Raw genomic sequence first — 26,064 nt, 5'->3', positions numbered from 1 at the left:
TATATTTTTAAATTTGGTAGCGTTTACATTTAAGGGTTATATATTTAACATGGGTACCAGTAATGAAAAAAGAATTTTCAAACTATTGAGAGGGGATGCTTTTATGAAAGGTCACATGAAGTTTTTTTCAGGAGTCATGCTGTCCGCTGCATTAGTGCTCGGAGGATGCAGCAGCGGTGACAGTTCAGCAGATTCAGACGCAGCTTATCCTACTAAAAATCTCGAAATTGTTGCACCTGCAACACCAGGAGGCGGTTGGGATACTACAGCACGTGCTATGCAAAATGTTCTCGATTCAGAAGGACTTGTTGAATCCAATATGAACGTTGTTAACAAACCGGGAGGTGGCGGTGAAGTTGGCTGGCAATATCTTAAAGGTAAGGATGGCCATACAATTTCAATTAATTCAAGCCTTGTAATCGCTAACAATCTTTTAGGTCAAAGTGAACTTACATATGAAGACTTCACACCCTTAGCAGTTCTTGCAACAGAGTGGATGACGGTTGCAGTTCCTGGCGATTCTGAAATCGAAGATGGAATCTCAATGCTCGATAAACTGAAAGAAGATCCTAAATCGCTGAAAATCGGTGTAGGTCCAGCTCTTGGAAACAATGACCATCTTTCATTTGTACGTGTTGCGGAAGATTACGGCATAGACGTTTCACAGCTTGATTATATGATCTATGAAAGTGGCGGAGACATTCTGACTGCTTTGATGGGTGGACATATTGACGTTGCTACACTTTCAATTTCAGAATCACTTGATCAGCATCTGGACGGCAGTATCAATATTATTGCTACAACTGCTGACGCACCAATTCCGGAAGATGAAAGCATTCAATCATGGCAGGATCAGGGCATTGACTTTACTTTCCCTCACTGGAGAGGAATTATGGGACCTCCTGATATGACAGAAGAAGAAATAGCTTATTGGGATGAAACATTCGGTGAGATGGTCAAAACCGAAGGTTGGCAACAGGTTCTGGAAAATAATAGCTGGGAAGACTACTATATGGACAGCGAAGAAACAAGTGCTTTCCTTGAAGAACAGAGCGCAATGTACGAAGATCTTATGAAAAAAGCAGGATTAACTGAGTAATATATTAAAATACGGAAAAGTGGGTGGAGATCATTAGATTCATAGTACCTTCAATCATATTATTAATTTCCGTAATCTATCTGATATTAACATTTAACTTACCTGAATCAAGAGTTGGAAATCCTACAGCAGCTATGAACTATCCGCTGCTGATAGGGTTTTCACTTTTAGGATTATCAATTCTTTATATATTGTCAGAAGTCAAAGACAAGAAGAAAGTATTCACAGCATATAAGATATTTGCTGATAAAGAACTGACCATTAAAGTAGTTATTGTGTTGGTACTCTGTTTAGGTTACACATTATTATTTGAACGCATTGGCTTTTTGTTTTCAACAATTTTATTTTTAGGTGCATTACTATTTTTAATAAACGGAAGACGCAAATGGATAATGAATATTACTGTGGCAGTTTTATTTTCATTTATTTCATGGTACACGTTCGCAGAACTGTTAAGCGTCAGTTTACCATAGAGGAGGCTTATCGATGGGTGTAGATTGGAATAGTTTTTTAGAAGGTTTAACAACAGCTATGAGTCTTCAAAATTTAATCTTCATTATTCTCGGCGGACTTCTTGGCACGATTGTCGGTATGCTTCCAGGACTTGGCCCTGCCACAGCAATAGCAGTTCTTATACCTATTACTTTTGGAATGGATTCTACTAGTGCACTGGTGCTTCTCGGGGCAATTTACTACGGAGCAATGTATGGCGGTTCCAGAAGTTCAATATTAATCAATACACCGGGTGATGGATCAGCAATTGCAGCAACATTTGACGGCTACCCGATGACAAGAAAAGGACAAGCGGGACAAGCTTTAACATTAGCCACACTCGCTTCTTTAATTGGAGGTACAGTAGCAATTGTAGGGTTTGTATTTCTTGCTCAACCATTAGCGAACTTTGCATTGCAATTTGGACCAGCAGAGTATTTCTTCCTGCTGTTATTTACACTTTCAGCTGTGGTTTCTCTTGCAAAAGGAAATATGATTAAAGGCTTTGTTTCAATGGCTCTTGGTCTTCTTATAACAACGATTGGTGTCGATTCGCAGTCAGGCGTATATCGTTATACATTTGATATTCCACACCTGAGTGAAGGAATCGATTTCCTGGTCGTTATTATCGGTATTTATGCTGTAGGAGAAGTACTTTATAATATCTTACTGCTTAATGATGACAGCCAGAGAATTAAAGAAAGTGTCGGTAAAACTTGGATTACCAAAGAGCAATGGAAACGTTCATTCTGGCCGATGATTCGTCAGTCTCCAGTCGGCTTTTTAATCGGCATCCTTCCAGGTGCCGGCGGTTCTATCGCATCTATGATCAGTTATTCAACTGAACAGCAACTATCTAAAAAAAGTGATGAATTCGGTAAAGGAGCTCCCGAAGGAGTTGCTGCACCGGAATCTTCAAATAACGCAGCAGCAATCGGTGCATTTATACCCATGCTTACTATGGGAATCCCGGGTTCAGGTACGACTGCAGTAATTCTTGGTGCCCTTATTATGCTTGGACTGCAGCCTGGACCAATGCTGTTTCAGAATCAGCCGGATGTAGTATGGACATTCATTAACAGCTTAGCTATCGGTAATATCGCACTTGTTATAATGAATATCCTTCTAATTGGAGTATTAATTAGGATTTTAAAAACACCGCCTAAAGTACTCTATCCAGTTATCTTAGTGTTGGCATTTATCGGAACATACACACTCGGGTATAGTATTGTCGATTTTGCTATACTGATGATTTTTGGAGTAATCGGTCTGTTTATGAAGATTCTTAACATTCCTACTGCGCCGCTTATTCTTGCAGTTATAATCGGTCATCAGCTGGAACAGAACTTCAGAATGGCAAGTGTCAGTTACGATAATATCTTTGCAATGATGACTGCATCACCAATAGCAATTTTATTTGCAGTATTAACTGTTTCGTCTGTGTTCCTTCCTATGTTACTCGGCCGTCTTTCAAGAGTGAAAGTTGATAATAAAGGATGATGAAGAATGACATGGATTTTAGAAGAAGCTAAAAGTCAGCAGCAGCTGGCGGATGATTTTATAGAACATGTGAAAAAAGATAATGCATTACCACTGGTAGGAGCTCATGATGGCATGAGCTCCCTTTTAGCAAAAAAAAATGGATTTAACCACCTGTACCTTTCAGGAGGTGCGCTGTCAGCAAGTATGGGAATCCCCGATATTGGACTTTTAACGTTGGACGATGTTGTTCGTCGTGTTCGTGAAATTATAAGAGCGTCAAACCTTCCATTGCTAGTTGATATTGATAATGGATTCGGAGAACCATTGAATGTTGCTAGGACCTGCCTTGAAATGGTTGAAGCGAGAGTAGCAGCCATTCAAATAGAAGATCAGCAAATTCCTAAAAAATGCGGCCATTTAAATGGAAAGAAATTAATTAAAAAGTCTGACATGGTTAAAAAAATACAAATGATTAAAAAGATTACTCCAACTTTGAAAATTGTTGCGCGATCTGATGCATATGCAGTGGAAGGTTTATCAGGAATGATTGAACGCTTACATGCCTATGCAGAAGCGGGTGCAGACATTATATTTCCTGAAGCAATGAGTTCTGAAGATGATTTCCGTTTTGTTCGCAAAGAATTTGAAATTCCTGTACTTGCAAATATGACTGAATTCGGAAAAACAGAATATATTGATCTTGCTACCTTTTCTGACATAGGAATTAATCTGGTCATATTCCCGGTAACGTCACTTAGAGCTGCCGCTTATAATATCGAAGAAACGTACAAAGTAATAAAAGAAAAAGGTACCCAGAAATCTGTACTAGATAAACTCCAGACCCGTAAGGAATTATATAGCATTATTAAGTTGCACGAATACGAGGAGATGGATTCAAAAATTGCAAGTACAGTTCTGCCAGATGAGCAAACATAAGAATAACTTATAATCTAGTTAATTAGTTTCTGATTAAAATCTCCATTTTTAATGTAATTGTACTGTTTCATCATTTTTATTCTATAGAAATTTTTTTGTATTATTGAGCACTTAATTTATAATTTACGTCTTAAAACCGAGTCAAAATCGTTATGTTTTTTGCTTTAAAAATGTATACTCGAGTTAAAAAGGCGGGATAATCAATGAACAGTATTTATGATATAGAAGTGGAAAATAAAGACCACAGCACTTATAAGCTTGAGAAGTACAAAGATTATGTAATAGTCATCGTTAATACGGCAACAAAATGCGGTTTAAGCGGACAGTTTGACGGACTTGAAAAGCTGTATCAGCAATATAAAGATCAGAACTTTATTATTCTCGGTTTCCCATGCAACCAGTTTGCCAATCAGGAACCAGGGAGCGGGGAAGAGGCTGCTGAAGCTTGTAAAATCAATTACGGTGTTACTTTCCCTATTCATGAAAAAATTAATGTTAATGGCGAAAATGAACATCCTCTGTACACTCATTTAAAAGAACAGCAAGGCGGCTTGCTCGGCAGTAAAATTAAATGGAACTTCACTAAATTTGTGATAGACAGGGATGGTGAAGTCGTAAAAAGATTTGGTCCTAAGGACGAACCAGAAAAGATGAACAGCCTTATACGGGAACTTCTGTAATAATATAATGCCCCTCCGGAATAATTCCGGAGGGGCATTTTTTATTTACTATTTTCTGTTGTTATGATCTTTCATTTTATCGATTAATCTTTGCATCTCGTCGATGTAGCTGCGTTTTTGTTCTTCTTCATCGACTTCATCAACGCTCATCTGTTCCGCCTGTTCTTCCTGGCGTTTGTTTTCATCAATTTCTTTTTGCGTAATTACTTCACCTTCCGGTGTCATGTACTTCTTATGCATGTTGCGCGTTTCTTTATCGATATAGCTGTAGAATATCGGAATAACGAACAGCGTAAAGAAAGTACTGCTGACGAGGCCGCCGATAACGACTGTACCCATAGGGGCAATCATCTCTCCGCCTTCGCCGAGACCGATTGCCAGCGGCAGCATCCCGAGCGCTGTCGTAAGTGCTGTAATAACAATTGGACGGAAACGGTGCTGGACACTGATTTCAAGAGCTTCGATTGTCGGTATTCCTTTTTCTTTTTGCTGGTTCGTATAGTCAACAAGCAGTATGGAGTTGTTGACCACTATACCGAGAAGCATAATGATACCGACGAATGATATTACACTTAAAGGATTGTCGGTAATGACCAGCGCAGCCATAACACCGACAATGCTGAGCGGCATTGCCATAATAACGATAAATGGATGTCTGAATGATTCAAATTGTGCAACCATTACAAGGTAGATAAATACTACGCCTAAGCCGATTGCGAGTGCCAGCTGAGGAATCGCATCACCAAGCATTTCAAGGTCTCCTCCGACCGAATAGTGAGTATCTTCACTGAAGTCTGCTCCCTCAATTATGTCTTCAACATGTGTACCTGCTTGATTAAGAGACATATTCGAAGAGTAAGTAACCGTTAATTCACTTGTTTCTTCCTGGCTGTCCCGTGTAATTAGCGGCAGCATTTCAGCTTCTTCAAGTTCAGCAACTTCACTGATTGCAATATAATCTCCTTCTGCATTTGGAATCTCGATAGATTCAAAGTTTGAAACACTGTCGAGATACTCATCCGGATATTTTACATTGATTGAGAGATAGTCATTGTTTGCTTCAACAGTAGACGCTTCTACTCCATTTGAAGCTTGATATAATGCCTGACCGATTTGTGCAGGCTGCAGACCATTTTCACGTGCTGCATCTCTGTCAACTCTGATCTGCATTTCTTCGACCATATCTTCACGGCTTGAAGCGACATTTTCAATCTCATCGTCTGCTTCCAGTTCGTCAATAATAATCGATTCGGATTCTTTAAGACGACTAGCGTTATCATCAGAAATTCTCAGCATCAGCGTGTTCGGCTCCGAACTCATCCCCGACTGGGACATTGGAATCACATTGATTTCCGCCGACTCATCAAGTGCTGCAATGTCATCTTCAACGTTGCTTATAAATTCATTTGTTGTAACACTGCGGTCATCCTGATCCACTAGAGTAGCTGTAATACTCGCTTTGTTTGTTTCTTCCGACATGGACATCATCGGCTGAAGTGAACCGACGCTGCTTAAGTACATTTCTATTTCAGAATAATCTTCAAGCTGCTGCTCAATACTTTGAACTGTTTCAAAAGTATCGTCATAAATCGTGCCCTGTTCTTTTTCTATTTCAATTGTAATGGCACCTTCATCGCTTTCAGGCATTAAAGTCATACCCTGATTGATTATACCTATAATACCTGCTGCCATAAGTAATAAAGTGATAATTATTACCAGAAAGCGGTGCTGCAAAGTCCAGCGGGTAAATCTTTTGAGTGCCTTCATGTAAGGTCTTTCACTGCGTGCTTTTTCAATATTTTCTTCCGGCGCTTCTAAAATCCGGCTCGAAATCATCGGTACCACAGTTAAAGCGACAAACAATGAAGCAAATAAACTGAATACCACTGTAATTGCGAGCGGTGTAAACAGCTGCCCGACTAAGCCGCTGACAAAGACGACCGGTGAGAATACAGCTGCAGTCGTCAGTGTTGAAGCAATAATCGCCGATGCCACTTCTTTAGTGCCGTCGCTTGCTGCTTTTTTGGAATCTTTCCCCATGGACAAGTGGCGGTATATATTTTCTATTACAACGACCGAATTATCAACCAGCATCCCGATACCGAGCGCAAGACCACCGAGTGTCATTAAGTTAATGCTGATATTTGTAAAGAATAACAAAGCAAATGTAGTAATTACCGAAAACGGTATCGACAGACCGATAATTAATGGCGCTTTAAGATTTCGAAGGAAAGCAAACAGTATAATCATTGCCAGTATCGCACCGCTGATCAGCGATGTATATACGCTGTTTATCGCAAGATCGATATATTCACCTTCATCATATAATGTCTCGACTGTTAAGTTGCTGAATTCTTCTTCATCCAGCTTTTCATCGAGTACGTTATTGAACTCGGTGTTTACGGTTGATGCATTAGCATCGGAAGCCAGCATAACATCGATAGAGAGTGCATTATCCTGGTTCAGTCTCGTAATTGAATTGCTGTCCTGTTCTTCAATTGATACATCAGCAATATCATCGAGTGTCAAGGTTTCGCCGTCAGGCAGATCTGCAATCACCAATTCGCGCAGTGTTTCAACACCGTCGATATTGCTTACTGTACGTGTAGAAATCGCTGTGCGGCTATCTGTATCAACTATAGTTGCGTTTGGAATTGATATATTATTGGCTTCAATCAAGTCCGCAACATCATTCTGGCTCATATTGATTTCCGATAAAGCATCGACATCAAGATTAACTTGAATTTCTTCGGTTACCGAACCATTTTGTGAAATCGAAGCGACACCTTCTATATTTTCAAGTTCAGTGATTAAATCATCAACTTGACCTTGATATTCTGCGACGTTTTCACCGCTTGATGTGACAGCCATCTGAATACTCGGCATCATCGAAATATCAAATTTAAGGAAAGATGGGTCTCCTGCCTGATCAGGCAGCTGAACACTGTCGAGCGCTCTTGTAATATCACTTTCTACTTCATCAATTGTCATATCATAACCGAATTCTAAAATAACAACTGAAGAACTTTCTTGTGACTGGGAAGATATGTTTGTCAATCCGTTAATGGATGACAATTCCGACTCTATCGGCTTGGTTACATCTTCCATAACCTCCTCAGGACCGGCGCCCTGATAAGTAGTAGCCACTGCCGCAATAGGCGGTTCGATATTCGGCATAAGCTGGAGCGGAAGTCTTGTTAAAGAGACAATTCCAAGCAGCATAAGTATAATCATAACGACGATTGTAAATTTAGGACGTCTTATGGAAAAATCCGATAATTTCAAATTAAGTACTCTCCTTGTATATATTATTTATTTGTGAAAGCCGACAACGTGTTGTATAATCCCTTATAATCATAATAAAGCAGTTGAATACTATCAATAAACAATAACCATGAATGTGTTGAAAATAGGAAAGAAGTGTCTAAAATGAGTCAGAAAGAAATTACTAAAAATAATCTCATCGAAGCATTTTGGGATATTTATAAAGAAAAGCCGCTGTCAAAAATTACAGTGAAGGAAATTACGGATAAAGCAGGTTACAACCGCGGAACATTTTATACATACTTTAAAGATATAAATGAAATACAGCAGCTGCTGAAGGAAAACCTGATACCTACTAAAGATATGATTCTCGGGCCGCTCATGATGCTCGATAAAAACAGCGGTAATATATTTGAAACGCTGGACCGGACAAACGATTATGTTAAAGAACACAGCGAAAAAATCGCTGTGTTAATCGGGCCGGAAGGAGATCCGAGTTTCGTTCATGAATTTAAAATGAGAATCCGTATGATAATTATGGACTACGTATATGAACTTAAAGTAAAAGAACCTGAGAAAATCGAGTATATTATTGAATACCAGCTGTCCGCCTTAATCGGCATGTTTCAGCTGTGGCTTGAAAAAAATGAAAGCATGGATGAAAACGTACTCGCTGATTTTGTAGAAGAAGTTTCTAATCAGGGTGTCACAACAATTATGACTTCTATGCTGAATAATAAGAACTAAAAAATTTCTAGTTTTATACTCATTATCGCCGCCGGATCAATCCTGTTTCTTTCTTCTCCACAGCTCAAAAGTGTGTTCATATAAATTCTTCTCATCTACAATGCCTTTTTCTGTTTTAACCAGTTCAAATTTTTTATAGTCAAAATCTTCATCGAAATAAGTGTCACCTTCAAAAGCACTGTGAATAACTGTACGGTATAATTCGTCAACTTCATTTTCAAACATTTTGAAGAGCACAGCCCCGCCGATAATATAAAGATCTTTGTCACCGGTCCTCTCCAGTTCGAGTATTTCTTCTTTAGAATGCACGACTATCGCTCCCGGAGCTTCGTAGTCCCGCTGAGTTGTCAGCACGATATTCTGGCGGCCGGGAAGCGGTCTATTCGGAATAGATTCATAAGTTTTACGACCGGTCACCATATCACCGCGCATCGTTATCTTTTTAAAAAAAGCAACGTCGGCCGGCAGACGCCAGGGTAATGTATCTCCTTTGCCAATCAGCCTGTTTTCATCTTCAGCCCAAACAAAAGCAAGCATATCCATCTCTCCTTCGAAACTAAAATATTTACTATCATTGGCATACCCTAATTGCTTGTGATTCACTCATTCTTTAAGAAAACCTTAAGGACAATACCTGTAACGCTATGCATTACAAAATGACGCTAGACATTATTTTATATAATCCGCTAGCAAATCTCTGTAGAATGAATCTTTACCGATAACAATAACACGGTCGCACACATCTTTAATTTCATTCATATCATGAGAAGTATATATTATTAATGTCTCTTTGTTTACCGCCAGATTTTTTAAGAACTGTCCAATTTCTATTCTGGATTTCAAATCTATACCTGCTGTCGGTTCGTCCAGCAGCAGAAATTCAGGTTCATTTATTAAGCTGATTGCGAGATTCAATTTCCGTTTCATTCCGCCGGATAATTTATTGACTTTAGTGCCATCTCTGCCGAGCTGTATATTATCAAGCAAATCTTTCAATTCAGATACAGACTTTTTAACCGGTGACAATCTGGCAAAGAATTTCATATTTTCAAGGACGGTTAAATCCTCCCATACTGCGATATCCTGGGGAACGTATCCGATAGTCCTACGGTGTTCTTTAAAATGTTTTTTGTATGTTTTACCGTTTAAACAGAGTTCTCCTTTATCAGGTTTTGATAAACTGGCCAAAATCTTCAGCAATGTTGATTTTCCTGCACCATTTTCACCGACAAGACCGACTATTTCTCCCCGTTCAGCAGTCATGCTGAAATTATCCAGTACATGACGTTTGCCGTAGCGCTTACTAATTGATTTAACTTCCAGCATTGTTACCCCTCCAGACCCAGATGAGCGTTAAAATTATAAGTAAAATGACCCATGGAATATTAAGCTGATTCTCTATCAGCATCTCCACCGGGTGCAGCTTCGTTATGACAGGCTTTCCTGTTACCGACACTATAATCGGCATAGCGAGTTGCAGAGCAAGCAGCAAAAACGTCAATGCAACTGCTGACTGATACAGTTTCATTGGTGATTTCATTAAAGAAGCAAGCAGAAATGCAGCTCCGTTTATAATAAATCTATATAAAACGAGTGACAGCAAATCAATATCCGCCGCCAGCATTTCATTTATCAACATGTAAGTAATAAGGTCTATTATCAGCATTACTGCGGTCATGATGATAAATGTCAGTATCATAAACTGCTTATAAGAATGCTTCATAAAATTAAATCTGATTCTGGCACTGCTGACAGTTTCACGTGTAACAAAGTCGAATGTAAAAATAGTTACTGCGAGAGCGATATAAGCCCATACCATCCATGGATTTAAATTCGTCGTCTGTTCATTATTCTCTGTCTCTCCAAAGAAATAAAACGACTGTTCTACGAGATTCGTTTCATTTTCAATACGCTGACGTTCAGAAGCGATATCTTCAGCGCTCACTGCAGTTTCAAACAGCATGTTATTCTGAAGTTCCAGCACATAATTAACAGCCGCATATTCTCCCATTCTTTCCTGAATAATGGCAGCAGCAAGTTCTTTGGCTGGTTCGTAAGAAATCGAGCGATCTGTATAATAGGTTTCAATTAAGTTTCTGCGCTGTCCTGCTTGTATTCTTTCATCAAAATCTTCCGGCAAAATAAATACACTGTCAAAGCTGTACTGTTCAAGCTGTCTTATAGCTGCAGCACTGTTCTCTGCATCAAATACTTCGACGTTCATAAATTTACTGCTGGCGAGTTCTTCTGTAAAGGTTTCCACTTCAGCACTCTGCTCATTCACAACGACTGCTGCAGGCACTCTAAAATCATCGCTTGTACTGTTATAGGCTGCTGTAACAATGATGGTTGCCACTAAAGGGAAGATGAGCCACAATAGTATTTTCGGCAGCTGCCGTTTTAAAAGCAGCCACCTCGCATATATCATATCCATCATAATAATCGCCGCTCCTTCAGGCTGCTCACTATAAGGAACAAGATTGCCGCTGCTGCAAGTGTCGCTGTCATAATATCAATTTCCATCGTAAATCTGCCGTTTAAAATAATTTCTTCCATCCACGATAATGCCTGATGACTGTACATATACTCAAATAATGAATCAAGATAAAGCGGAAAGTATATCCTCGGAATAATACTGCCTGCGAATAAGACAATCAGCAACAGTACTGTGAGCTGAATAATCACACTGATTTTAAATGAAGGAATCAGCCAATCGATAATAATCATAATTATTGCTGTAGTAAATATATATAATGCCAGCAGAATCAGCAAACGCAGCAGATTTTCAGCCGGGAGCTCAATACCGCCGAGTTTTAATGTTCCAAAAGTTGTAAGAGCGGCAGCAGCCGTAACAATCGTTCCAATGGTCAAAATTTTGGCTATACCCTGGGAGAGAAAGGTGACCCCGAAGACTCTCATCCGGTCTTCAAGATTACTGCTGATATCGCGCATCAGTGCGATGTAGAGCATGTATATCCAGACAGACATAATAACGAACAGCCCGTTAATAATGAAATACATATTTCCCGTACTGAAATTCTGCACTGTCTGATGTTCATTCATTAAGGTATCACTTGAAAGAACTTGTATAAACTGGCTGACAAATTCTTGAAAAATCAATTCCTCACGGGCTTCCTCATCCATGCCAAATTCCCGGGCATAATGATTTATCGTTAATATATTTGCCTGTGAATTTCTGATGTGTCTGACGACTGTATCAATCACACTGCTGATCACAGAACTTTCCAGCTGCATATCCGGATTGCCGACTACTTCAAGCTCACTTGACTCTCCCTGCATCATCTTTTCGGTAAATTTCTCGGGAAATATTATATAAGCAGCCAGTGTATTTTTAAGAATTCTCTGTTCGGCATCCGCTTCGGTTACTTCTATAATTTCAAGACCTTCTGCCACTTCAGCCGAATCAGCAAGGGCAGCAACAATCATGCTTGTTGCCTCACTGTTATCCAGATTCACCAGTCCCACTGATATATTATTCTCTTCATCAAATTCCAGAAATGAACTGAGCATCCAAATTAAAAGAGCTGCAAAAATTACTGGTGAAAGTAAAATAAGAGGAAGTGTCAGCCACTTCCTCCTCAGTCTGCTGATGTCGTTAGCGATGAATACAAGTATATGCCTCATTATTCTCATCGCAGACGCATCCTTTCTATTTCTTAAAATCCTGTCGGTGCACCAAAGTTTTCATTCATCCATTCTTCGAACTTCGGACCAACTTCATCGTTAAAGTATGCATTAAGTTCGTCCATATTCATCTGGCCGATATTCTTCTCGTTATCTGCAGCCGGCAGTTCAATTTCATTTACCGTCTGGCTATCACTTGTTAAGTTAAGCACAAAAGTATCTCTTGTTACATTTATTCCATCGTCAGCATAAAGAGTCATATCTCCAGTCGCCTGATCCTCATTGTACACGGAGCTGCTTTCCATAAATAATGTCAGCGGTGATCCGAACATCTCTTCGTTGAAGTTGATATCCGCATTCCAGACTTCGCTGTCTTCTTCTTCTGTTTTAACAGAATTGATAACAAATAAATCTTCAGAATCTGCTCTCAAAGTAATTGTATCTTCGTAGCCTGACTCAGTTTCATTTAAGTCAGCTGTATAGCCAAGGATCGACTCCATAGTGTCATCAGTGAAGGTCATATCATAGTTTATTACTTTGCTGTCTTCTGAAATGTCCGCAGTACCATCAACTGCAATTTGTCCTGTAGAATCATCAACTGTTACTGCTGTATCCAGGTCCCGCTGAATAATGTTGTCATCGCCATCAGTCCAGACAATAGAAGTTAAACCATCCGGGAATCCCACATCTTCAATATTCTCTGCCGCTTCTTTCAATGAATCGTTAAACTCTGAAGCTGTATCTTCTGCGGATGGAGCTTCGGGATTTCCGAAGTTTGCAGCCATCATTTGAGTTTCAATAATATTTGCGAGCTCCTCATCTTCAGCCATTTTATTAAACAAGTCTCTTAAGAATGTATGAATCTGTTCCTCTGTTAAAGTCATCGTCAGTTTATCAGCTTTAATCGTGTTCTCTCCGACAGTAATTTCTTCGCTTGCTGATTCGAAGGCTTCATCAGGCAAATTCTCCCGGACGAAAGTTGAATACTCATCTTTAAAGTATTCGCGCTGAGATTCAGTCATGGAGCTGCTTTCAAAAAACATTGAGTAATCAATTTCTTCTGAACCGTCAAAGCTTTCAGAATCAAGAGTGTTCAGGAATGATGCTGCATCCGCTTCATTCACTATCATATACTCTTCAATGAATGGCAGAGTGAGGCCTGCTTTTTCACCTGTAATATAGGCGTTCACATCTGAAATACTAAAACCTGCGACATCAGCATTCAGTCCCATCGTGCTGACTTCATTCGCGATATCCTGGCCCACGTTCAAATCAATATTAGAGTTATTAATCATCTGATCTAAACCCATCTCCCGAAAAGAAGGGTCATTTGTTTCCGCTGTAATACTTATATTAGAGTCAATCGCATTTTTCTGAGCATACTCGTACCATTCAAGCTCGCTCTCAAAACGTTCTTCAAACAGCCCGAAAGTATTCTCTATTTCGTCCATTTCAGCCATTAAATAATTGTTCTTCGGGTTATTGATCATTGTTTGGAACAATATGTATGCCCCGATTGCTAAAACCGCAATAATTCCGACGGATACGCCTAAAATTGTTAAACCTTTTTTCCCCATAGTAACATCTCCTTTATACTGCGTTAATTTACTCTAATATTATATTTAGTACACATTTTACCATAAAATATGTCTATAATGTGACGCCCTGTAAAGTTTATCTGAGACATGCTCATTAAAAGAGTACTGATTCAAACAGAATTAAACTTGTACAAACAAAAAGGCGGTTCAAAATCCTGTCTTAAGGACTTTGAACCGCTTCTTTATTTTTTAGGCTGATAAAGTATTGTTTGTACGAAAAATGCTGTAAAACTCAGAAGCAAGGTTACACCGCCGCCGATATAAACGGTAAGCGTAACCGCTTCAGGCAGATTGAATGAAGCGACGTTTGTCAGAAACATTCCCAAAACCAAGCCCGACGTACCGATAATTGCAGACCAGACATGAAATTTCGAGAGTGCATTATATTTCACTTCAAATACTTTATAAAAAATAGACCACGAGAATAAACTGAGCCATCCTACAACTAAAATATGAGCGTGAATTGGTCTCAATGCATATGATCCTGATCCTGCCATGTGTGCGCCCATGACAGAACCGATTAGTCCAAATAGTCCTGAGAATACAAGTAATAGTTTAACCGGATTATTCATAAAATTTTCCTTTCTAATAACTATTTAATAGTATTCTAAAATTTCAATATGAACGCAGTATGAACAGCGTGTGCTGAAAAATTAAACCGCGTGTAATCTCAAATGAAGATGAGAATTATGCGCGGTTTTGGTTTTATATTGCTTATCTTAATCCAAGGAATGATAATACAGCTAAAATAACTACAATCAGTCCGATAATATAAATAATATTTCTCATTTTATGTGCCCCCTGTTATTGTATTAACAATTACTTTCCCAGATGACTCCTGTCGGAAACATTTAATAAACACAAAAACCGACTTACTGATTTCATACCTGAAAAACAGGGTATTGCTTAAACTGTACTTACAGTTAAATTTATAGACAGAGGTGAATTTCATGTCGTATATACGAGTGCATGGTGCAAACCAGAATAATTTAAAAAATGTAAGTGTCGATATTCCAAAACATAAATTGACCGTTTTTACCGGACGGTCAGGTTCAGGAAAATCTTCACTCGTTTTCAGCGTACTGGCCGCAGAGTCAGAGCGTCTTCTGAATGAAACATACTCGAGCTACATTCAGCATCAGCTGACCCAGTATGAAAAGCCGGATGTAGACAGAATCGAGAATCTTCCGGTGGCTATGGTCATTAATCAGAAAAAACTCGGCGGCAACTCGCGGTCTACTGTCGGAACAATTTCCGATATATATTCATCCGTCCGTTTATTATGGTCTCGTGTCGGCACACCATTTGTGGGGTATTCTAACGTTTTTTCATTCAATAATCCGAGCGGGATGTGCGAACGGTGCCAAGGGCTTGGTTATGTCGAAGACATTGATTTAAATGAGCTGCTCGATTTCGACAAGTCACTGAATGAGGATGCGATTAAATTTCCGTCATTCAGACCGGACAGCTGGAGGGGCAAGCGTTATTTATACAGCGGCCTGTTCGATAATGATAAAAAACTGAAAGATTATACAGAAGAAGAAATGAATACATTTCTTTATACAAAACCGAGAAAAATTAAAAACCCGCCGGATAACTGGCCGCGGACTGCCAAATTTGAAGGGCTGATTCACCGCTTCAGACGTTCGTTTCTTTTGAATGATAACTTTGAAAAGAAACGTTTCTTAACGGATGTGGAACGTGTCGTGACCAGTCAGAAATGTCCTGACTGCCACGGCCAGCGTCTTAATGACAAGGTGCTGAGCTGTAAAATTAACGGGGCGAGTATTGCCGACTTTACTGCATTATCAATCGATGACGCAATTCTTTTCCTGAAAAATTTAGATGATGAAAAAGCGAAGTTTATCGTTAAACCGCTGCTCGAACAAATGGAAGCTCTCTCTTATATCGGGTTAAATTATCTGACACTCAATCGGGAGACCCCGACGTTGTCAGGCGGAGAGTCCCAGCGTATCAAGCTGATCCGTCATTTAAACAATCCGTTGACTGATCTCGTTTATATTATTGATGAACCGAGTGTCGGGCTCCATCCGGAAGATATTGAAAAAATTAATGAAATTATGCGCTCTATCCGCGATAAAGGAAATACGGTGCTGATTGTCGAACATGATCCCGATGTGATTCATATCGCTGACCATGTTATCGACATCGGACCCGGCGCCGGTCAGCACGGCGGGGAGATTATCTTTAATGGCACGTATGAAGAGCTGATGCAGACGGATACGCCGACCAGTCTCGCGCTTAATAGAACTCATCGGTTGAAAGAAAATCCGCGGCAGGCAGAATCGTTTATAAAACTGAAAAATATCACTAAAAATAATTTAAAAGATGTTTCTGTCGATATTCCGGCAGATCTCTTGTCTGTTGTAACCGGTGTAGCGGGGTCAGGTAAAAGCACTCTGATTAAAACTGGCCTTGGCAAATCGGAAGACGCGATATTTATAGATCAAAAAGCAGTACAGGCAACCAGCCGTTCCAACTTGCTCACTTATATGGATTTATTTGACGAAGTTCGCACCTTTTTCAGTAAACAGACCGGTTTAAGGAAAAGCATGTTCAGCTATAATTCTGAAGGTGCATGTCCTGAATGCAACGGTAAAGGTGTTATTAAAACAGAATTGGCCTTTATGGCGGACTTTTCACAAATATGTGAGGTATGTAACGGTACGCGTTATAAAAAAGAAGTTCTTGAAGCTACAGTAAACGGCTACTCCATTGCCGATGTACTGGCACTGACGGTGGAAGAAGCTGTTTCCTTGTTTAAAAACAATGAAAAGGTTGTATCGCGTCTGCAAAATTTAGAAGCAACAGGTCTTCAATACATGACGCTCGGACAGTCGCTCGACACATTGTCCGGCGGAGAAATTCAGCGTTTGAAACTCAGCCGTTATTTAGATAGTGATGCGAAAGATAAAATATTCATTTTCGATGAACCGACTACCGGTCTTCATGAAGATGATATTCCAGCCTTGCTGTCGTGTTTTGAACAATTAATAAATCAGCAGAATACCGTCATTCTGATTGAACATAATCTGACGATGATGACCCATGCCGACTGGATTATCGATGTTGGTCCCGGTCCAGGCTTAAGAGGCGGTAAAGTACTATACAGCGGGGAACCTGAAGGTTTATTAAATGTAGAGAATTCAGTTACTAGAGAACATCTTAAAAGATATATTAAAAATTCATCTTTTTGAGCAGAAACTTAGTATAAGAGTTTTAATTTAGTTAAGATTTAAAACTGTAACAGTATCTCACTAATGCTTACTGGAGGATTTTATCTATATGAACAATAAATACAAGACTTTATTTGAGAAAGTGACACTTAAAAATGGAGTCGAATTAAAGAATAAATTTGCGCTCGGACCTATGACACACATTTCTTCACATGATGACGGTACGGTTTCCGATGCTGAGATTGAATATATGCGCCTGCGTTCTAAAGACGTCGGTCTGTCTATTTCCGCTGCATCAAACGTAAGGGACCTTGGGAAAGCATTCCCCGGCCAGCCGTCAGTGGTCCGCGACTCGGATATAGAAGGATTAACACGTCTTGCAGATGCCATGAAAGAAAACGGCGCGAAAGCTATTCTTCAAATCCACCACGGCGGTGCTCAGGCGATTCCGCGGTTAACACCGAACTCTGATTCTGCGGGACCGAGTCCCATTACGATGCAGAGTTTTGATGAAACAGAACCGCATGAGGTACGCGAAATTACAGAAGAGGAAATCATTGAAACTATAAAAGCCTTTGGCGAAGCCACACGAAGAGCCGCTGAAGCAGGATTTGACGGCGTTGAAATACACGGTGCCAACCATTATATTATTCATCAGTTCGTTTCTCCGTATTTTAATAAGCGTACTGACAAGTGGGGCGAAGACCCTTTTCTGTTCGCAATGGAGATTGTCGACGCAGTAACAAAAGCCAAAGAGAAATATGCTGAAGATGATTTCATCATAGGCTACCGTTTCTCACCTGAAGAGAAAGAAACTCCTGGCATCCGCATGGAGACTACAAAAGAGCTGATCGGCAAGCTGGTTGAAAAACCAATTGATTATTTACACGCTTCACTGAGCGAAGTGCATTCTAAGACACGTGAAGGAAAATATAAGGATATCGAACGTATAGAATTACTTCATCAGTGGATTGACGACCAGATACCGCTCATTGGAATCGGTTCAGTCTTTACTGCAGACCAGGCACTCCGTGCAATAGAAGAAGGTAATATGGAAATGATTGCGCTCGGCAGAGTTTTACTGCTGGATTACAATTTTATCAGTAAAATTGAAGAAGGCAGAGAAGATGAAATCTTTGAATACTTTGACCGGGACCGAGAAGATAAATACGACCTTCCTGAATTATTATGGGGGCAGCTCGACAAAGGGTTTTACCCGATGCCGAAGAAATAAAATAAGACACAAAAACATCCAGGACATAAAATGATGTGCACCCCTAAAGTTGAACTCCAAATTCAACTTTAGGGGTGTTTTTCTATGTCTAAAAGATATTCAATAGAATTAAAAATGAAAGTAATTAATGAGTATTTAACTGGTGACGATGGCTTCAGAATATTAGAAGCCAAATATAATATCAATCGCAGTTTAATCAGGACATGGCTCTATCAGTTTAAAAATAATGGTGTTCAAGGGTTGACCGCTGGGATGACGAGATCAGCTTATTCTAAATCGTTTAAGTTAACAGTACTACAACACCGTTTAGAACATCAGTTATCCTATCGAGAAACGGCTGAAATTTTTGATATACCGAATCTTTCCCTCATTGCGCAGTGGCAGAGCAAATATAATCAGTATGGTATTCTGGGTCTAGAAACTAAACCGAAAGGCAGGCCCTCTAAATCGATGAAGAAGAAGCCATCTAAACAGAAACGAAATAAATCAGAGACTTTGAATGAAACCGAACGTGAAGAGCTGGAACGTTTAAGAGTAGAAAATCGTAAACTTGAGGTGGCCATTGCACTAGAAAAAAAGTTACAATCCTTAGCTCGAGACAAACGAACAAAGAAATAGTCAGAGCGATAATAGAGTTAAGGGAAACAGGTCTCTATATGCTTAAAGAGTTACTTGAGGCCGCGCAAATCGCTAAAAGTGTATTTAAGTATTGGAATGACCGTTTACCTGAAGAAAATAATAAAGATACTGAGCTCGTCCAAGCCATCAAGGATATTGTGACTGAAAGTCACCGCAGATACGGTTATCGTCGGGTCTGCTTGGCGTTGAAAAAAAGAGGTATCATTGTAAATCACAAGAAAGTACTACGCTTGATGCGGCAGTATCAATTGCTTTGCGTAAAGTTTAAACATAGAAATCGTCAATATAAATCCTATAAAGGAACAGTCGGTAAAATTGCTAAAAACAAACTGTCTCGCCGATTTAAAACCGATCGCCCGTATCAAAAAGTGTTGACCGACGTGACTCAATTCAATATTTCAGCATCAGGAGAAAAACTTTACTTGTCACCGTTTATGGATGTTTTCAGTGGAGAAATACTGTCTTACAGAATCAGTCCGGCACCGACGCTCGATATCGCTGTAAAACCTTTAGAGGAATTGATTGAACAAAGACCAGAATTAGACTATCGAATGACCGTCCATTCGGATCAGGGTTGGCACTACCAGCATAAAAAATGGGTGAGACATCTTAAAAGAAATAAAACATTTCAAAGTATGTCTCGAAAAGGAAACTGCTTAGATAATTCTCCAATGGAGAACTTCTTTGGGCTGCTTAAACAGGAAATGTTTTATGGACAACAGTTCATAACATATGCAGAGCTTGAATCTGCGATTCATCAATATATTGATTTCTATAATAATGATAGAATTAAAACAAAATTAAAAGGCATGTCTCCTGTAAATTACAGGAAACATACCTTTAATAAAATAGCTTAATCAAAAAGTTCAACTTTTTGGGTTCACTACAATAAAAGTCTGGGATGTTTTATATTTAAAACTCTTTTTATACTTTGCGTTAGGATTTCAGGATAAAACAAGGTTAAAATCCCATCATAGAGCTCTTATAACACATAGCGTTATTTTGTAACGCTATGTGTTATCTACTTTATTCCTCGATTCTTTATACACTTTCTCTGGAAATCCGTATAACCTTAGTAATTCAATAGCATTGGAACTTGTTGCAATCCCGTCTTTAAGTTTGTAATCAAATTCGATATCGTCATCAAAAAGTTCCTCACTGAAATGATAGAAATCAAACTCGCCATTCAGTAAATCTGTTAGTTCCATATCATGTGTTGCCGCAATCAGATAAACATTCTCTTTCTCATGCAGATATCTTAAAAGAGCTTCACCCGCAGCTAGTCTTTCTACCGTATTAGTTCCTTTAAATATTTCATCGATAATACAGTAAACCTTTCCTTCAAAATCCTCAATCTCATCAACAATCCTCTTCAATGCTTTCACTTCACTGATAAAATAGCTGTCTCCTTCGATAACACTGTCTGTGATTTCCATCGAAGATATTACTTTGCCTGGTGTATATTTAAATAATGCACTGGTAGAAGTGTTTAGTCCGTTACTCGTTATAACATTCACGCCGAGCGCTTTCATAAATGTTGATTTGCCCGCTGCGTTTGAGCCCGTCAGCAGAATATCATTCGCAAACTTCAAATCATTATCTACAGCAGCCACTACAAGCGGGTGATATAGCCCTTCAGCCTGCAAATACGAAGCTTCTTCTCTTTCCGGAAGAGAGTAATACGGCAATGTTTCTCTCCACATTGCCAGGCTGTAATGGAGATCGAGCTCAGCTGTGTAATGCCATCCTTCTTTATAAAGCTCATGGTTTTTCTTAATCGTACGATTGACCAGATGATACAAATGATAATCTACTAAGAACATTAATTTAAAGGCAGAGAAAGCTTGAACAGCCATATTCATTTCTCCTGCGCTGTCGTCGTTAACAAAAAGAGGACTCATTAACGACAGCCGCTTCAGACCTTTACTGTTGAATTTCGAATCTAATTTACCCGCAGTAACAATAATATTAATAGCATAAAAAATATCTGTGTAATCAAACCCGGTTCCGCCTTTATGTTTATGAGATAAGTAAGCATTAATTACAAATCCTGAAAGGATAGTCAGTAAAGATATGTAAGGATTGATAAAAAATAAAAACACGCCGATAACCGGCATAAATGAAAACAGTATAAATATCGGATGATATTGTTTCACCGGCACAAATTCATACATAAACTTACTCGTGTTAGAATTTCCCGATTTCCCAAGCTTGGCTAAGCGGTATGATATCTTTTCACGAAAGCCAGCATCGTGTTTTATTTTATACAATAAGTCTTCATTTATAACATTCTTTTCTGTTGAATTGCGCAGCACTGCATAGAGAAGCTCCGTTCCTATCGTTGTAAATGTATAATTTATCTTCGTCATCAATTCGCTGATATCGAGATCATTCCAAGTTTCATTATCCACAACATTTCTGTCAGCAGTATTTTCATTTTCCATAATATTAACGAAATAGTTATGATAATGAATATAATATTCTGCAGTTGTCTTCAGTCTTTCCTGCCTGTACCACAGCGTCTTAACAGCTTTCTTCAGTTTAAAGAACTCATATGTTTTTATTACCAGGGAAATAATTATAATTAAAATCATTACAGTGATAAAAAGATAGAGCAGTTGAATAATAATCACCTTTCTCTCAGATCTCTGATTAGATATTAATAATTTTATCATTGTTATAAATATATACGAAAATATTACTGCAAAGTTATAAATCAAATAAGATATTTATAAACTGTCCAACTATTCCGGATAGTTGATTTTATATATAACCGCCGTGTTCCTTGTGATATATTAGGTTAGATATTTATGGACGAGGAGGAATTGGACATGGCGCTGTTTGGAACTATCGTAGATGCTCTGGCTATTATTTTAGGCAGCTTCATCGGTTTGTTTTGGAGAAACATTAATGAAAATATGAAATCAACCATTCTCCAGGCATTGTCTATTACCGTACTCGTCATCGGAATTGATATGGCCTTAGAAGCCAACAGTATACTTATTATCGTTGTTGCGAGCTTGGCTCTTGGTTCCATGCTGGGTGAAAAATGGGAAATTGAAGATAAAATGAATCACTTCGGCATCTGGCTCGAAACAAAAACCGGAGCAACAGAAGGCGGAGCTGCTGCTGCCTTTGTTACCGCCACATTAGTGTATGTCGTCGGAGCAGTCAGCATTATCGGTGCTCTCGACAGCGGGCTCAGAAATGATCACACCGTACTGCTGACAAAAGCTTTAATCGACGGTGTGCTCGCTATTTTCCTGACATCCACGATGGGTATCGGCATTATGTTCTCAGCCATCTCTGTCTTTCTGTTTCAGGGAGCCATCGCCTTGTCAGCCTCTCAAATCAACCGCTTCATCCAGCCTGATTTGATGGATGATATTATTATCGCGATTACAGGCACCGGCGGTGTAATGATTATTGCGATTGGAATCAGACTGCTCGGTCTGATGAATATAAGAGTTGCGAATATGCTGCCTGCGATATTATTTGCAGTACTGTTCGTAGTCATTCAGTATTACTGGGAAACAATCAGTTTGTTCTTTGTACAGATGTTTTAGTCTATGGGAGTGGCGCACTATGGAAAACGAACTGCTTAAGGTATTTGATTCAGAAGGGACATTAAAAGGGACCGCTTCAAGGGCTGAAGTACACAAAAGAGGTCTTTGGCATGAAACATTTCATTGCTGGTTCCTGAGTAAAGAAGATGGCAGAATCTTCATCCACTTTCAGCTTCGAAGTCCCGACAAGAAAGACTTTGCAAATATGTTAGATATTACAGCAGCGGGTCATTTAAGTTCTGACGAAAGCGTTAAAGATGGTGTCCGGGAAATTAAAGAAGAACTAGGTATTAGTCTTACACTAAACGATTTAATTTATACAGGTCCAGTACAGGATGAAATTATTATTGATGATTTTATCGACAAAGAACTATGCCATGTATTTATATATAAGATTCCGGAAAATACCACACCTGATTATGTATTTATAGATGACGAAGTATCTGATATTTTCAAAATTGAATTGCCTGTGTTTGAAAAACTGTGGACTGAAGAAATATACTCGATTAATATTAACGGTAAAATGATTAACAGAGATAATTTTGTCCCGCATGAAAACAGCTATATAAACTTTGTTATGAATAGTATCAAACAGTATGCTCTGTAATTCATTTAAAATTAATTTCAGATTCCGTGTTGACATTAATTCTGCTGTGCCCTATAGTTAGTTTAAATTAAATAATCAAATAACTTATTTTCTTATCAAGAGAGATGGAGGGACTGGCCCTGTGAAATCTCGGCAACAGACATAATGTACTGTGCCAAATCCTGTAGCATCATGCTAAAAGATGAGAAGAGCGAATATACATCGGCCTCTTCTTATATTTTAAGAAGAGGTTATTTTCTTTTTCAGGAATGTATATCTGGTTTTCCAAAAAACACCGGTTATATACTGGTGTATTTTTATTACATTTTTTAATTCATACTGTTTAACTATGTTTAAGGAGCGTTTTTAATGATTGAGTTTATCGATGTAGATAAAACGTATCCAGGCAGCGAAGCACCGGTTCATGCTCTGGATAATATTAATTTCAAAGTCGATGCCGGAGAAATATACGGTGTCGTCGGATACAGCGGCGCAGGCAAAAGTACTTTGATCCGCTGTGTCAACCAGCTGGAAAGTGTTTCAGAAGGGAAAGTCATAGTCGACGGTAAAGATTTAACTGCACTCACACCGTCAGAACTGAGAGTAACAAAAAAACGAATCGGTATGATTTTTCAGCATTTTAATCTTTTAAATTCAAAAACGATATATACGAATGTTGCTATGCCGCTGATTTTAAATAAGACACCGAAAAATGAAATCAAAGCGCGTGTTACTGAACTGCTTGATTTTGTCGGCCTGTCGGATAAAGCGTCACAGTATCCTGACCAGTTGTCCGGAGGACAAAAACAGCGTGTCGGTATTGCCCGGGCACTTGCAACCAACCCGTCAATTCTGCTGTGTGATGAGGCAACGTCTGCACTGGATCCTCAGACAACAGAGTCCATCCTTGAACTCCTTAGAAAGATTAATAAGGAATACAATATTACAATCTTGCTGATTACTCACGAAATGTCCGTTATCCGGGATGTCTGCCATAAAGTTGCGGTAATGGAGAACGGTAAAATTATTGAACGCGGTTCTGTTTTCGATGTCTTTTCTAATCCTGAAACAGAAACCGGCAGACGGTTCGTTAATACAGTGATGCAGACGGAGCTCCCGAATTATGTGCAGGATCTGGTGCAGGAAAGCGACAATCAGCATATTTACAGAATCAATTTCATTAATCAGCTCGCAGTGAAACCATACTTATCACAAATCAGCAAGCTTTATGATTTAGATGTGAATGTGCTGTTCGGCAATATTACCGAGCTGCAGGGTATACCGTTCGGCAATTTAATCGTTCAGTTCGACGGTTCAGCTGCCGAACTCGAAAAAGCATTACTTTATTTAGAAGAAAACAATGTTCATTACAGTGAGGTGAGTACATATGCTGGTTAGCTGGAGTACAATACTGGAAGCATTTTTAGAAACCGTGCAGATGGTCAGTATTTCGTTTATTTTCTCGATTATACTCGGACTGCCGCTCGGCATTCTGTTATACGTCACTAGACCCGGTCAGATTTTAGAAAATAAAGCTGTCTTTACAGTACTGAATGCAGTGATTAATGTCTTCAGATCACTGCCGTTCATCATCCTGCTTGTGGCAATAATTCCGGTTACGAAATTTATCGTAGGAACTTCCATCGGAACTGAAGCTGCGATTGTACCGATGGTTTTCTTTGCCGGACCTTATATCTCAAGGCTCGTGGAAAGTTCTCTGCTTGAAGTCGACGAGGGAGTACTAGAAGCGGCCGACGCGATGGGAGCAACACCGATGCAGACAATTATAAAATTCGTTCTTCCGGAAGCTCTCGGTTCTCTCATTGTAAATTTCACCATTTCCATTATCGGATTAGTTGGTGCATCTGCCATGGCCGGCACGGTCGGAGGCGGCGGCATCGGCGACCTGGCAATCACATACGGTTATCAGAGGTTCGACACGATCACAATGCTGATTACAGTCGTCATATTAATTATTATGGTGCAGGGTCTGCAGTCAGCAGGCAACAAGCTCGCGAGAGTTGTAAGAAGAAGATAATAACAGGAGGATATAAATTATGAAAAAAGTCATTTTATTTACCAGTTTGCTTTTAATAGGGATTGTGCTTTCAGCCTGCGGTGACGGCGGTAAAGAAAAAGTCACTATCGGCATCAGCGGAACAGACACAGCAGTATGGGATTATGTAGCAGAGAAAGCTGCAGAAGAGGATATTGAAATCGAGATTGTTTCATTTAATGATTACGTACAGCCTAATACTGCACTTGCTGACGGCGAAATAGACTTAAACTCATTTCAGACTGTCGCGTATTTTGATGAATTTATCGAAGAAAGAAATCTGGATTTAGTTCCGATTGCCACAACGAATCTTGCCCCGATGGGAATTTACTCTGACTCACTGACAGACGTTAATGACATTCCGGACGGCGGTACAATCGCACTGCCGAATGATGTATCTAACCAGGGACGTGCTCTGATGCTGCTTCGGGATGCTGGTTTAATTACGCTCGTCGAAGATTATAACGGCCTCGATTCAATTGAAAATGCAATCGTTGACAATCCGAATGATTATCAGTTTGAAGAAGTCGCACCGGCACAAATTCCACGTGCCTTAGGAGATGTAGATCTCGGTGTTATTAATAACGGTATTGCTAAAGATGCAAATCTGCACCCGATTAACGACTCTATTTACCGCGAAGATGACACAGCAACTGATTATGTAAATATCATCGCTGCTAATAGTGAAGATGCGGAAAATGAAACATATAACAGAATTGCTGAACTTTATCAGGAAGAAGATACTGCTGAATTTATTGAAGAAGAATATGACGGTGCTTTAATCCCGACAGTACTTGAATTAAATGACATCGGCTGGTAAAACAAATAAGCTCCCTTAATTGG

General features: G+C 39.3%; 23 protein-coding genes and 1 riboswitch. Of the genes, 15 read left to right on the top strand and 8 right to left on the bottom strand.

Annotated features, from left to right (window positions below; genetic code table 11):
* The first annotated feature begins 115 nt into the window (after positions 1-115).
* The 5 genes from MHH58_RS00600 to MHH58_RS00580 all read left to right on the top strand — a co-directional run bounded on the left by MHH58_RS00600 (position 116) and on the right by MHH58_RS00580 (position 4,689).
* The gene (locus MHH58_RS00600) at positions 116-1,099 is read left to right on the top strand and encodes a tripartite tricarboxylate transporter substrate binding protein (RefSeq protein ID WP_341344708.1); all 984 of its coding nucleotides are present in this window, start codon (positions 116-118) and stop codon (positions 1,097-1,099) included.
* A gap of 23 nt (positions 1,100-1,122) precedes the next feature.
* The gene (locus tag MHH58_RS00595) at positions 1,123-1,572 is read left to right on the top strand and encodes a tripartite tricarboxylate transporter TctB family protein (RefSeq protein WP_341344707.1); all 450 of its coding nucleotides are present in this window, start codon (positions 1,123-1,125) and stop codon (positions 1,570-1,572) included.
* Positions 1,573-1,585: 13 nt separating this feature from the next.
* Positions 1,586-3,091, top strand: coding sequence for a tripartite tricarboxylate transporter permease (locus MHH58_RS00590; protein WP_341344706.1), 1,506 nt, complete (start codon positions 1,586-1,588; stop codon positions 3,089-3,091).
* Positions 3,092-3,097: 6 nt separating this feature from the next.
* Entirely contained in the window at positions 3,098-4,009 is a 912-nt protein-coding gene (gene prpB / locus MHH58_RS00585; RefSeq protein ID WP_341344705.1) for a methylisocitrate lyase, read from the top strand.
* 203 nt (positions 4,010-4,212) lie between these two features.
* Complete coding sequence (locus MHH58_RS00580) at positions 4,213-4,689, top strand: glutathione peroxidase (RefSeq protein WP_135097467.1); 477 nt, start codon at positions 4,213-4,215, stop codon at positions 4,687-4,689.
* Between the two features lie 48 nt (positions 4,690-4,737).
* Here MHH58_RS00580 and MHH58_RS00575 read toward each other — a convergent pair whose 3' ends face one another.
* Positions 4,738-7,974, bottom strand: a complete 3,237-nt coding sequence (locus MHH58_RS00575) for an efflux RND transporter permease subunit (RefSeq protein WP_341344704.1) — start codon at positions 7,972-7,974, stop codon at positions 4,738-4,740.
* A 144-nt stretch (positions 7,975-8,118) separates the two neighbouring features.
* Between MHH58_RS00575 and MHH58_RS00570 the strand changes: the two genes are divergently transcribed.
* Positions 8,119-8,700 (top strand): TetR/AcrR family transcriptional regulator, encoded by a 582-nt coding sequence (locus MHH58_RS00570; RefSeq protein ID WP_135097463.1) that lies wholly within the window; start codon positions 8,119-8,121, stop codon positions 8,698-8,700.
* Between the two features lie 36 nt (positions 8,701-8,736).
* Here MHH58_RS00570 and MHH58_RS00565 read toward each other — a convergent pair whose 3' ends face one another.
* The 6 genes from MHH58_RS00565 to MHH58_RS00540 all read right to left on the bottom strand — a co-directional run bounded on the left by MHH58_RS00565 (position 8,737) and on the right by MHH58_RS00540 (position 14,515).
* Complete coding sequence (locus tag MHH58_RS00565) at positions 8,737-9,237, bottom strand: dihydrofolate reductase (RefSeq protein WP_135097461.1); 501 nt, start codon at positions 9,235-9,237, stop codon at positions 8,737-8,739.
* Between the two features lie 132 nt (positions 9,238-9,369).
* On the bottom strand, positions 9,370-10,026 hold the full coding sequence (locus tag MHH58_RS00560; RefSeq protein WP_135097459.1) for an ABC transporter ATP-binding protein: 657 nt from the start codon (positions 10,024-10,026) through the stop codon (positions 9,370-9,372).
* Positions 10,013-11,137, bottom strand: a complete 1,125-nt coding sequence (locus MHH58_RS00555; protein ID WP_341344703.1) for an ABC transporter permease — start codon at positions 11,135-11,137, stop codon at positions 10,013-10,015. Before MHH58_RS00555 ends, MHH58_RS00560 begins: the two co-directional genes overlap by 14 nt.
* Complete coding sequence (locus MHH58_RS00550; RefSeq protein ID WP_341344702.1) at positions 11,134-12,345, bottom strand: ABC transporter permease; 1,212 nt, start codon at positions 12,343-12,345, stop codon at positions 11,134-11,136. The genes MHH58_RS00555 and MHH58_RS00550 overlap by 4 nt, the downstream gene beginning before the upstream one ends.
* A 32-nt stretch (positions 12,346-12,377) precedes the next feature.
* Positions 12,378-13,922, bottom strand: a complete 1,545-nt coding sequence (locus MHH58_RS00545; RefSeq protein ID WP_341344701.1) for a DUF6583 family protein — start codon at positions 13,920-13,922, stop codon at positions 12,378-12,380.
* A gap of 203 nt (positions 13,923-14,125) precedes the next feature.
* Entirely contained in the window at positions 14,126-14,515 is a 390-nt protein-coding gene (locus MHH58_RS00540; protein WP_341344700.1) for a hypothetical protein, read from the bottom strand.
* 378 nt (positions 14,516-14,893) lie between these two features.
* On the opposite strand from MHH58_RS00540, the gene MHH58_RS00535 reads away from it, so the two are divergent.
* The 4 genes from MHH58_RS00535 to MHH58_RS00520 all read left to right on the top strand — a co-directional run bounded on the left by MHH58_RS00535 (position 14,894) and on the right by MHH58_RS00520 (position 19,870).
* Complete coding sequence (locus tag MHH58_RS00535; protein ID WP_341344699.1) at positions 14,894-17,161, top strand: excinuclease ABC subunit UvrA; 2,268 nt, start codon at positions 14,894-14,896, stop codon at positions 17,159-17,161.
* Between the two features lie 88 nt (positions 17,162-17,249).
* Positions 17,250-18,374, top strand: a complete 1,125-nt coding sequence (locus MHH58_RS00530) for an NADH-dependent flavin oxidoreductase (RefSeq protein WP_341344698.1) — start codon at positions 17,250-17,252, stop codon at positions 18,372-18,374.
* Between the two features lie 84 nt (positions 18,375-18,458).
* Positions 18,459-18,992, top strand: coding sequence for a transposase (locus MHH58_RS00525; protein WP_341344697.1), 534 nt, complete (start codon positions 18,459-18,461; stop codon positions 18,990-18,992).
* Positions 18,959-19,870 carry an IS3 family transposase gene (locus MHH58_RS00520; protein WP_341346074.1) on the top strand — a complete coding sequence of 304 codons (912 nt, stop codon included), beginning with the start codon at positions 18,959-18,961 and terminating at the stop codon, positions 19,868-19,870. Before MHH58_RS00525 ends, MHH58_RS00520 begins: the two co-directional genes overlap by 34 nt.
* A 153-nt stretch (positions 19,871-20,023) precedes the next feature.
* On the opposite strand, the gene MHH58_RS00515 is transcribed toward MHH58_RS00520, so the two are convergent.
* A complete protein-coding gene (locus MHH58_RS00515; protein WP_341344696.1) occupies positions 20,024-21,646 on the bottom strand; it encodes a MutS-related protein in 1,623 nt (540 codons plus the stop codon).
* 198 nt (positions 21,647-21,844) lie between these two features.
* Here MHH58_RS00515 and MHH58_RS00510 point away from each other — a divergent pair, with 198 nt between their 5' ends.
* From MHH58_RS00510 to MHH58_RS00490, 5 genes are all read left to right on the top strand, one after another.
* Positions 21,845-22,579 carry a DUF554 domain-containing protein gene (locus MHH58_RS00510; protein ID WP_135097443.1) on the top strand — a complete coding sequence of 245 codons (735 nt, stop codon included), beginning with the start codon at positions 21,845-21,847 and terminating at the stop codon, positions 22,577-22,579.
* Positions 22,580-22,598: 19 nt separating this feature from the next.
* Positions 22,599-23,186, top strand: coding sequence for an NUDIX hydrolase (locus MHH58_RS00505; protein ID WP_341344695.1), 588 nt, complete (start codon positions 22,599-22,601; stop codon positions 23,184-23,186).
* A gap of 89 nt (positions 23,187-23,275) precedes the next feature.
* Positions 23,276-23,374, top strand: a riboswitch (SAM riboswitch).
* Between the two features lie 160 nt (positions 23,375-23,534).
* Positions 23,535-24,563 (top strand): methionine ABC transporter ATP-binding protein, encoded by a 1,029-nt coding sequence (locus MHH58_RS00500; protein WP_341344694.1) that lies wholly within the window; start codon positions 23,535-23,537, stop codon positions 24,561-24,563.
* Positions 24,553-25,203, top strand: a complete 651-nt coding sequence (locus MHH58_RS00495; protein ID WP_341344693.1) for a methionine ABC transporter permease — start codon at positions 24,553-24,555, stop codon at positions 25,201-25,203. The genes MHH58_RS00500 and MHH58_RS00495 overlap by 11 nt, the downstream gene beginning before the upstream one ends.
* 19 nt (positions 25,204-25,222) lie before the next feature.
* On the top strand, positions 25,223-26,041 hold the full coding sequence (locus tag MHH58_RS00490; RefSeq protein WP_341344692.1) for a MetQ/NlpA family ABC transporter substrate-binding protein: 819 nt from the start codon (positions 25,223-25,225) through the stop codon (positions 26,039-26,041).
* Positions 26,042-26,064: the final 23 nt, after the last annotated feature.

Origin of the sequence: Jeotgalicoccus sp. FSL K6-3177, assembly GCF_038050175.1 — a bacterium.
GTDB lineage: Bacteria > Bacillota > Bacilli > Staphylococcales > Salinicoccaceae > Jeotgalicoccus > Jeotgalicoccus nanhaiensis.
This window is presented reverse-complemented; position numbering and strand designations above follow the sequence as displayed.